The 916-nt window shown below is 73.3% G+C and carries 1 protein-coding gene and 1 pseudogene; both read right to left on the reverse strand.

Annotation, left to right across the window (positions count from 1 at the left end; genetic code table 11):
* Window positions 1-401: pseudogene (locus tag ACOADB_RS05130) on the reverse strand (imidazolonepropionase); the annotation flags it as partial.
* On the reverse strand, window positions 398-916 hold a 519-nt coding region (locus ACOADB_RS05135), incomplete at its 5' end, for an amidohydrolase family protein (RefSeq protein ID WP_378596865.1). The gene ACOADB_RS05135 and the pseudogene ACOADB_RS05130, both read right to left, overlap by 4 nt.

Genomic DNA, 916 nt, shown 5'->3' on the forward strand with positions numbered 1-916 from the left:
ACGGTCGTGGTGCCCTGGCGGCGCATCTCGGCCACGTGCCGCGCGACGCCGGCCTCGAGCTCGGCATCGGAGGCGGCGCGGGTGGCCGCGACGGTCGTGCGGATCCCGCCGGCGGCGTACGACTCCCCCGCCATCCGGGCCTGGAACTCGAGTGCACGGTCCCCGGCGAAGACGAGGTGGCTGTGACTGTCGACGAAGCCGGGGATGACGGCGGCGCCGGCCACGTCGATGACCTCGTCGGCGGCAGGAGCGGCTGAGGCATCGCCCACCCACGCGATGACGCCGTTGTCGACCACGACCGCGGCGTTCGTGCGCAAGCCGAGGAGGTCGGCGGCGGCCGGATCGTTGGTGACGAGCTCACCGATGTTCGTGACCAGGGTGCTGGTCCGGGGCGAGTTCATTGCCACACCTTGTCGATCACGGAGGCCAGGTCACGGCCGACGCGCCCGTGGTCGCCGTCGAAGACGACCCGGCCGTCGATCTCGACCTCGGTGACGTCGGCAGGTGCGGCAGCGAACGCGACGGTGTGGACGTCGGCGCCGGTGCCCGCCGTACGCGGGCTGGCCGGGTCGAGCGTCACGACGCCGGCGTCGTCCAGGCCGAGGGATGCGTGGCCGTGGACGGTCGCGCAGTCGAGCAGTGCCTGGGCGGTCCAGTGGCCACGGACGCCGGTGCGCAGCCGGTCGTGCATCTCCACGCCGCGCATCTCCTCGAAGAGGTCGACGATCGCGTGGCTGTCGGAGCCGAGGCAGATCCGGGCGCCGGCAGCACGCAGGTCCGCGGCGCGACCGAGGCCGTCGGCGAGGTCGCGCTCGGTCGTCGGGCACATGCAGACGAAGGCCCCCGAGTCGCCGATGAGGCGGACGTCGGAGTCGGTCAGGTGGGTGGCGTGGACGAGGGTCGTGCGCGGTCCGAG

This window comes from Nocardioides sp. CPCC 206348 (genome assembly GCF_048654705.1).
Lineage (GTDB): Bacteria > Actinomycetota > Actinomycetes > Propionibacteriales > Nocardioidaceae > Nocardioides.